This is a genomic window from uncultured Brachyspira sp., from assembly GCF_944390845.1.
GTDB lineage: Bacteria > Spirochaetota > Brachyspiria > Brachyspirales > Brachyspiraceae > Brachyspira > Brachyspira pulli.
In genome coordinates, this window is sequence record NZ_CALXRM010000100.1 from 1 (window position 1) to 9,366 (window position 9,366).

A 9,366-nucleotide genomic window follows, 5' to 3' on the forward strand; every position below is an offset into this window, starting at 1 on the left:
CATGAATTATCAATAGCATTAGCAGAGAACTTTCATCTGTTTGAAAATTGACAAAATATAGTTGTTTAGGTATATACTGATAAAACAGTTTTAAATCTCTTTTGCACAAAGAAAATTATAAAAGGTATTATAGAAAAAACAAATACAATAGACGTAAAAAGAAGTTTTTCAATTAATGATTCAAAATCAGGTGCTATATTAGTTCTAAAAATAAATTTATTATATAAAAAAGCAATAAATACCCAAAATACAAATGCAATAATTGCAGCTATTGTAGAAAATACAATTATATCTCCTAGCTTAGTAAAACTATTATATGTATTATTTTTTATATTAAAATTATTATCAGATAAAAGTATTATAATAAAAAAGACTATAGAAGATAATATACTTTTATTAATCATTATATTAGACATAAAAAAATTAAGCATATCAGGTATTGAATCTTTTAATGGTGCTGAAGTAAATATGCTAAGCAAAAATAAAAGTAAAAATGATAAAAACGTTATTAGTATTGTTCTTTTATTAACATTTTCAAAATTGCTGTTTACACTAAATAAAAATGAATAACAAAAAAAGTAAAAAACTTGAAAATAAAAACTATTAAAAATCATATTGTAAATTAATTTTTCAAGATCGTATGTAGTATCAAATAATAATATATATACATTTGCTGGAATAGAAGAAATTATCATTAGTACAAATACTAATATAAAATACATTATTTTTTTACTGTTCGAATTAATTAACTTATTTTCAGACATTTTTCATAACCCCTTATAGGTATTTTTATAAATACTTAAAAATGGATTATAACCTATAATTATAAATTGTAAAGTAAATACTTAAAATAGTTATATTTTATAAATTATATATACCTAAACAATTATATTTTGTCAAAAATAAATTTATGTTTTGGTTTTATATTTGGGGCTTTGCCCACTGCGAAGCACACAGAGTGCAGATCTGCGTGCTTACGCAACACCCCAGTTCTTTTACGACCGAAGGAAGTACTGTAAGTATTGCCACAAAGAAGCTTATATCCTCGATAAACTTGGATACGCTTCGTGAAAGGCTGCATTTCGACTTAAATTTAGTAATTTATCTTACATGTCAAACATAATTAGTATGATTTAATACTAATTTTATATTTGCACTTTTTGGTTCTTTGACGCTGTCCGCCTGCAACTGAAGGAAGTGCCTTTTAGGTATGGCGTGCGGCGAGAAAAAGAACAACAAAAAATTGACAAAGTTAAAAATTTTTTAGTATATACTGAAACGATTTCATTTTGCCGACTACTGCACATTATGTAATATTATCAACTTTTTTGCCGCACAAAAAAGTAGCAAAAAACGCAATTGCTAGAACTTTATATTTTAAGAATATATACCTAAACAACTATATTTTGTCAAAAATAAATTTATATTTTTGTTTTTATATCTGGGGCTTTGCCCCATACCCCAGTTCTTTTATTGGTATAAAAGAACCAAAAAAACTGCATTTTTAGTCTAAATCTAGGTTATACCATACATTTAATACATATATTTTTAATATAAAGTTCTAGCAATTGCGTTTTCGCGAAGCGTATCCGAGCTTGTCGAGGATATAGCTACTTTGACGAAGTCCGCAGAGCGTGTGCGGTAAAAAAGTTGATAATATCTATATAAAGTGCATCGGTTGACAAACTTAAAAATTTTCAGTATATACTAAGAATTTTTAAATTTATCAATTTTTTTATTGTTCTTCTTCCCGCCGCATACGCTCTGCGGACTTCATCAAAGAACCAAAAAGTGCAAGTGTAAAAATTAGTACTAAATCATACTAAAAATATCTTATATGTAAGATAATTTATTAAATTAAAGCCCAAATGTAGCCTTTCACGAAGCGTATCTGAGCTTGTCGAGGATATAGGTTCTTTGTGGCATGCCATACCTAAAGGTACTCCTTTCAGTCGCAGTACTTCCTTGGTCGTAAAAGAACTGGGTATTGCGTAAGCACGCAGAGCTGCACGCCGTGTGCTTCGCAGCGGGCAAAGCCCCATATATAAAAACAAAAATATAAATTGATTTTTAACAAAATATAGTTATTTATGTATATTACGATTGAAAATAAATAATATTCTTTATAAATAAAATATTAAAAATTTACCAATTCTACTAAAATTGATTCTGATTTATAATTTTCAATATTCTCTATATCTACTATCCTATAATCATCTCTAACAGCATAAAATCTTATATTTGCACTTGGAGCAACATCATCATCTTTTTCTGATAAAGATAATACTAAATCAAATTTTTGATATGAATAATTTTCTTCAAGAATTTTTTTTAAAGATACAAACATTTTTAAAGCAAGATTAAAAACTTCTTTAATATCCATACTATTTGAAATAAATATCTCATTATTATCCCATTCAAATTCTGTCAAATTCTTTCCAACAGAAACAGTTTTACATAAAGTACAATCTGTTTCATTACTTATCACCCAATATTTTTCATTATTAGAATTTTCTTTTTCAAATATAGAATAATAATTTTTTGGTGTAATATTTGAAATATCAATATCTTTTATAAAAGACTGCATCTTACTATTACAAATCATATTAAAACCTAAAGAAAATTAGTATTTTATGAGAATAAAGTATAATTAGCAGAAAAACTCAAAGACTTACCTCTTTCCAAAGCCTCCTCTCTTTTCTGTTCATATATATCTTTATTATCAAGCAATAAATTAACTTTTTCAGCAAATTCAACATCATTTTCATCAACTAAGAATCCGCCTTTATTACCTTTCAATACTGTCTTAGTTCCTAAAGCACTTACAGCCACAACAGGTATTCCTAAATATAATGATTCAGTAGTCACAAGCCCTTGTGTTTCTGTTACACTAGGGAAAACAAATAAATCGGATAATGCATAATATTTTCTTATTTTAGAATGTTCAACAGCATCACAGAATGTAGTATATTCACTTATGCCTAAAGATTTAGCCATATCCATATAATATTGCATATAATGTCCGCCTCCAACTAATAGAAGCTCTACATCTTTTCTATATTCTAATATTTTTTTCATGGCTTTTAAAAGAAAATCTACATTTTTTTCTTTACATATTCTTCCAACAAATAATAATACCTTTTTATCTTTTAATTTAGGGTATACTTCAAGCATTTCTGCTTTTTCTTTCTCTTTATCAAAGTTTTGGAAATCTGTTTCATCTATACCTATAAACATTCTATATATAGAATTTTTTATCTTACACTCTTTTATTAAGAAATCTTCCATTTCCTGAGTTGAAGTTATTAATATATCAGCAGCCGAAAAATACCAGTTTAAATAATGATTTACTAAAAAGTGACAAAAACTTAAAGGCAAATAAGGAGCATAATATTTAATATATGGTGCCCAATAAGTATGTGCTATCATTATTATTAATTTATTATTTTTTTTAGCCCATTTTAAAGCATAAATACCTAGAAGGAATTCTGTCTGTACATATACAATATCAGGATTCTCTTCATCTAAAAATTTATATATGTTTTTCTTTTCAGAGAAATATATAGTTCTTTCATCTTTATTTGTAGTGAAAAACAAACGATATGCTCTGAACCTTTTTATTTTTACATTAGGTCTTTCCGGCCTTTTATCTTCTATTGGATATTGAGCAGCAAGTATAATAACATCAAATCCTTTATTAATCATATAATTAGTACAAGAATCTACATAAACTGCAACACCGTTAGTTCTAGGATAATATGTATCTGAAATATGAGCTACTTTTATTCTTTTATTTCCGTTCTTCAATTCATTTAGTTTCGCGTTATTTATAGTGTCCATAAAAAACAATCTCCAATAAAAAATAAAAATACATTATAAACTAAAAATCCTAACAAATAAATGTTAGGATTTTTAATTGAATAATTATATTAAATATTAATTATTTATATTGTCAAAAGGGTTATAAGTTAAAGAAGTAGGTTCTGCTTTTGAAATATAATTTTGAGTTTCTTTTTTGTTTTGAGCTTCCATATACTCTCTTCTTGATAAAGAAATTCTTCTTTTGCTTTGATTAACTTCTCTTACAACGAATGGATAAGTTTCTCCTACTTTTATAACTTCTTCTAAAGTGCTTCCTTTAGGAATTTCAACTTGAGAAACATGCATATAACCTTCTAAATCATCTTCTAAAGAAATTATAGCACCAGAATCAACTATAGCTTTTACAGTACCATCAACTATAGAACCTTGAGGATGTGCTTTTTCAAATAATCTCCAAGGACTTTCTTTAGTATGTTTGTAGCTTAATTTAATTCTTTGTTTGTCTCTATCTATTGACATGATAACCATATTAACTTCTTCGCCTTCTTTAATATAGTCTTTCATGTTAACAATATTGTTTCTCCAATCGAAATCGCTTATATCACATATACCTTCCAAACCATTAGGAAGTTCAAATACAGCAAAGTTTTTAATTATTCTTTTTACTTTACATTTTACAGCAGATTTTACTGGGAAGTCTTTTTCTACAGTATCCCAAGGATTTTCTTTTACTTGTTTTAATCCTAATGTAAGTTTTCTCTCAGCAACATTCATATCAAGTATTTTACATTCTAAGAAAGCACCTTTCTTAACGAAATCTGCAGGATTATTAACATGTGAATTCCAACTTAAATCAGAAACATGAACAAGTCCTTCTATACCATCAGCAACTTTTACAAAAGCACCGAATTTTTTAACATTAGTAACTTCACCTTGTATAACATCATCAATTTTATATTGTTCAACAAATTTGCTCCAAGGATCTTCATCTAATTGTTTAAGACCTAAATCAACTCTTTTCTTTTCTTTATCCACAGAAAGAACTTTAAACATTCTTTCATCGCCTTTTGAAATAATAGATTTAGGATTAACAACTTTATCCCAAGACATATTAGGTATAGCTAAAAAACCATCTAAACCAGGTGTAATTTCTACAAAAGCACCGAATTTTTCTATATTTTTAACTTTACCATTAATAATATCATTTTCTTTAAGATTATTTAAGAAACTTTCTATACTAGCATTTTGAGTTTCTTCCAATAAAGATCTTCTTGATACTACAACATCTCTGCCGTTTTTCTTAATTACTCTGAACTCATATTCTTTACCAATATAATCTGCTTCTTTAATTCCTCTTGCTATATCTATTTGAGAAAATGGACAGAAAGCCTGATGCCCCATTATAGATACTTTAAATCCGCCTTTAATAACTTCTTTTACTACACCAGTAATTGTACTGCTATTTTTTACTGCATTATCTATTAATTCTTGAGATTTTCTTTTATCTATTTCACTTTTAGATAAAATAACATAACCTTTATCATCTTCGCCTGAAACTATAGCTTCTATTTCTTCACCAATAACAGGTTCTTTATCAAATTCGCTTCTTTTAATTTTACCTTCAGATTTAGATTCAAAATCTATAAAAACATCTGTATCATCAAATTGTACTACTTTTCCTTTTATAATTTTTCCTCGGCTCAAAGAGGTATTATCGCTACCCTCCAAAGCTTTACGAAATTCAATTTCATCATTTGATAGATTTTTATTCTCTTCCATTCTTCTTTCTCCCTCCTGTACTTTGACAGGTTAAAAATATCTAATTATTTTAGATTAGACTTTATATTAAAAATCACATTGGTGATTTTTTCTACAACATCATCAATAGTCATACTTGTAGTATCTATTATATTAGCATTCTTTGGAACTACTAGAGGACTATCTTCTCTATTAGAGTCAAACTCATCTCTTTTTCTTATACTTTCTCTAACTTCTTCATAAGTAATATTTTTTCCTTTAGATATTTCTTCAGAATATCTTCTTTTAGCTCTTTCATCTAAAGAAGCATCCATATAAAACTTATATTTAGAATCAGGAAAGACTACACTTCCTATGTCTCTACCATCTACTACATAATTACCACCTTCAGCTATCTTTCTTTGTAGAGATACCATATTCTGTCTTACAACACTTATAGAAGATACTTTAGAAACTAAATTAACTACTTCAATACTTCTTATTGCCTCTGTAACATCTTCATTATCTAAATATATTCTTCCATCGTTATCAAAATTAATATTTAAATTATTAAGAGCGGATATGACTTCATCATTATTATCTATATTAATATTGTGTTTAATTATATACAGAGTTACTGCTCTGTACATAGCTCCAGTGTCTAAATATTTAAAAGACAATCTTTTTGCTACTAATTTAGCTATTGTACTTTTTCCTGCCCCTGAAGGACCATCAAGAGTGATTATTTCGTATATACTTGACACTTAAAACCTTTAAATTAAAATCATTTTCTATACAATATATCATAAATAATTATAATTTGCAAACATTTATTTCAATAAAAAATAAACTTTATTACAATTTTTAAACATTTTCTAATAAATAATATATACTATTAGCAATCATATATAAAAATTGAAACCAAATAATATATTTGTATCTATATAAAATTTACTATAAGAACCCGACAAGTCCCTTATCATAGAATTATAACACACATTCATTGTGCTAGAATATGAAAAAGAAAATGATATATTATCATTACCATCAATAAAAAAGTATTCTATAGTTTTCAAAGTCCTAAAAAAATTTAAATAATCAATATGAGTATTTACTTCTTCACTATACCCTATAAAACTATAAAATTCTAATAATATATCTAAAACAGGAAACTTATTTTGAACTACAACTAAAGAACTAAGCATTGGAAAACCTAAAGTGGTTAAATTAACAGAGTAATCTTCATATTTTATATCTTTAATATCTGTAATTCCATCATTATTAAAATTTAATCCATAAAAAGTGTCATTTAGTTGAAAATTATACATACAAAATAAATTACTTGTAAATACAATTAAAAAACAAAATACATATTTTAAACCCATTATTTTTCATAACCTAATCTTTTAATCCATATAAGGGTATACATTTTTTTTATTTTTACAATATGTAATTATCAATATATAATAAAAATTTACAAATTTACCCAAAAGATTTGTATTTTTTTATAGAAAATTTAGCAATCCTGCGGAATTTAGTAATAATTCTCAGAATACCATAAAAAAATCCAAAACCATAGAAAAAATGGGTTATAAAAAACATAAAAGGATATATAAAAATACCTCGCAGCTTATTTATAATACCTTTATCTTCAATAGCTGAAAAAAATCCAGCAAAAAAAGTTAATATTGCATAAACATATAATGGAAGAAAATAAAATTTTATTATGTTTACTTTTAAAAAATGATATAATAAAAGCATTATAGGTGCTAAAATTATATAAGTTGAAAATAAAGCAGGTAAAGTAAATATTAAATTTTTAGTATTGAAATCTCTGAAAAGTTGTTCAAATCTTCCTCTTCCGTAATTAAGAAGCATTTTTATATATAATTTCAGATTAGATCTTGGAGGTCTTTCAACCAATATTTTAGGATCATATATTAATTTGTACCCTAATGAAAGTATTTTATCTATTAAAGCATTTTCTTCATTAGGATACAAATTTTCATTAAAAAGACCAGCTTTTAAAATTACATCACGTCTTACAAATAAATTGCAAAGGATAACATCTCTGTCTGTACCTTCTTTTATACCAACATTATTCGCCCTATATCTATTAGCTATAGGGCCAACCGCATAATAAGATTTCATACATTTATCTATATACATTTCTATTAAAGAACTAACCCTATGTACTGCAGGTCCTCCAACTATTGCAACTTTATCATCTTTTTCAAATATTTCACTAGCCTCTTTTAAATTATCAGCACTAACTATAGAATCATTATCTATAAAATATATAATATCTCCTAAAGATTGTTTAATACATTCATTTCTTTGAACTGTAGGATGCGTACCTTCAGCCTGAAAAATTTCAATATATTCCTTAGGGTAATTAGATAGATATACCCCTTCAAGTGTTTTTTCTATATTTTCACCAATTCTATGTGGTATTATTACTGTTATCTTTAACGGCACCTAGATTCCCATATATCTAATATATGCTGTTCTCAACTGAGCTGCCATTTCTTCCGGACTTGTAGGGTTACAAGGAGCCCAAGCACCTGTTTCTGATGAAGCATTGAATTTTTGCTTTTCTTTACTTCTCATAGGCGGGAAAAACTCTATATGATAATTCCATATATCATTATAATTAAATCCGTCATTTACTGGTGCACTGTACATACACATCATATATGGGAATTTCATATCAAATAATAAGTCTAATGTTGAAGTAGCTTTTTTGAGAGCATCAGCAAGAGACACAGATTCTGCCTGGTCAAAATCTGTTATAGAAATAGTTTGTTTTTTAGGCATTATCATTATACCATAAGGATATTCTGTAGCAAAAGGCAAGAAACATATAAAATGATCATTTTCAAATATGATTCTTCTGTTATCTTCTAATTCCTGCTCTATCATATCCATAAATAAGCATCTTCCATTAACATTGTAATAGCTAGAAGCCATTTCTATTTTTCTTTTTATTCTTAAAGGTATCCAGCTATAACCATATATTTGACCATGAGGGTGAGGCATTGTTACACCAACTACTTCACCTTTATTTTCAAAAGGCATAATATATTTAATTTTTTTGTTTTCTGCTATAGCTTTCATTCTTTCCTGCCATAAAGCAACTAATTTAGCTATATGGTCAACTGGAAGTTCTGGTAATGTAGTTGTATGGTCTGGAGAATATAATATAACTTCACACTTACCAATTGATGGAGCTGTTCTAAATAATTTACCATTATCTACCTCATCTGGATAAGGCGGCTCAAAAGATAATGCTGGAAAGTCATTATCATATTTAAGAACATCATAACTATCTGGAACTTTTCCGCTTCCAGGACAAAACGGACAATAATCTTTAGGCATTTGAGGACGTGCCTGCCTATGACTAGCTATCATAACATAATCTCCAAGTAATGGATTATAACGCAATTCTGCCATATTTATTTCTCCTATTTTAATTTATATTTCATTAATATATTTTAATATCATTATTTCTTTTTTAATATAAATGTATTATATACCTTTTTTGATAATAAACAATACATAAAATATCTATAATTTAAAAATATAAAATTATTAAAAATATTTAAAACTTAAAATAATAATTAATATCAAATAAAAAATTAAAGTAATTTTATGTTGATTTTTTCATCTAAAGAATTATAATAAATACAAATTTTACAATTTAGAGAGCAAAATGACAACACAACACAACACAACACAACACAACACAACACAACACAACACAACACAACACAACACAACACAACACAACACAACACAACACAACAC

At 26.7% G+C, this 9,366-nt stretch carries 7 protein-coding genes and 1 pseudogene; all 8 read right to left on the reverse strand.

All coding sequences use genetic code 11. The annotated features are described in order from the left end of the window. Positions 1–71: 71 nt before the first annotated feature. Positions 72–764: pseudogene (locus Q0K52_RS13745) on the reverse strand (hypothetical protein); the annotation flags it as partial. Positions 765–2,137: 1,373 nt separating this feature from the next. Continuing rightward, positions 2,138–2,605: a hypothetical protein gene (locus Q0K52_RS13750; protein WP_297300410.1), complete on the reverse strand. Its 468-nt coding sequence runs from the start codon at positions 2,603–2,605 to the stop codon at positions 2,138–2,140. Between the two features lie 26 nt (positions 2,606–2,631). Continuing rightward, positions 2,632–3,840, reverse strand: coding sequence for a glycosyltransferase (locus tag Q0K52_RS13755; protein ID WP_297300412.1), 1,209 nt, complete (start codon positions 3,838–3,840; stop codon positions 2,632–2,634). A gap of 96 nt (positions 3,841–3,936) precedes the next feature. Further along, complete coding sequence (locus tag Q0K52_RS13760) at positions 3,937–5,601, reverse strand: S1 RNA-binding domain-containing protein (protein WP_297300414.1); 1,665 nt, start codon at positions 5,599–5,601, stop codon at positions 3,937–3,939. A 44-nt stretch (positions 5,602–5,645) separates the two neighbouring features. Next, a complete protein-coding gene (gene cmk / locus Q0K52_RS13765) occupies positions 5,646–6,323 on the reverse strand; it encodes a (d)CMP kinase (RefSeq protein WP_297300416.1) in 678 nt (225 codons plus the stop codon). Between the two features lie 138 nt (positions 6,324–6,461). Continuing rightward, entirely contained in the window at positions 6,462–6,887 is a 426-nt protein-coding gene (locus tag Q0K52_RS13770) for a hypothetical protein (protein WP_297300418.1), read from the reverse strand. Between the two features lie 154 nt (positions 6,888–7,041). Beyond that, positions 7,042–8,037, reverse strand: a complete 996-nt coding sequence (locus Q0K52_RS13775) for a glycosyltransferase (RefSeq protein WP_297300420.1) — start codon at positions 8,035–8,037, stop codon at positions 7,042–7,044. Next, complete coding sequence (gene galT / locus Q0K52_RS13780; RefSeq protein ID WP_297300422.1) at positions 8,038–9,012, reverse strand: galactose-1-phosphate uridylyltransferase; 975 nt, start codon at positions 9,010–9,012, stop codon at positions 8,038–8,040. Positions 9,013–9,366 lie beyond the last annotated feature (354 nt).

Coding starts and splice junctions, on each gene's coding strand:
- Q0K52_RS13750 (WP_297300410.1), bottom strand. CDS start 2,605: ATGATTTGTAATAGTAAGATGCAGTCTTTTATAAAAGATATTGATATT.
- Q0K52_RS13755 (WP_297300412.1), bottom strand. CDS start 3,840: ATGGACACTATAAATAACGCGAAACTAAATGAATTGAAGAACGGAAAT.
- Q0K52_RS13760 (WP_297300414.1), bottom strand. CDS start 5,601: ATGGAAGAGAATAAAAATCTATCAAATGATGAAATTGAATTTCGTAAA.
- Q0K52_RS13770 (WP_297300418.1), bottom strand. CDS start 6,887: ATGTATAATTTTCAACTAAATGACACTTTTTATGGATTAAATTTTAAT.
- galT (WP_297300422.1), bottom strand. CDS start 9,012: ATGGCAGAATTGCGTTATAATCCATTACTTGGAGATTATGTTATGATA.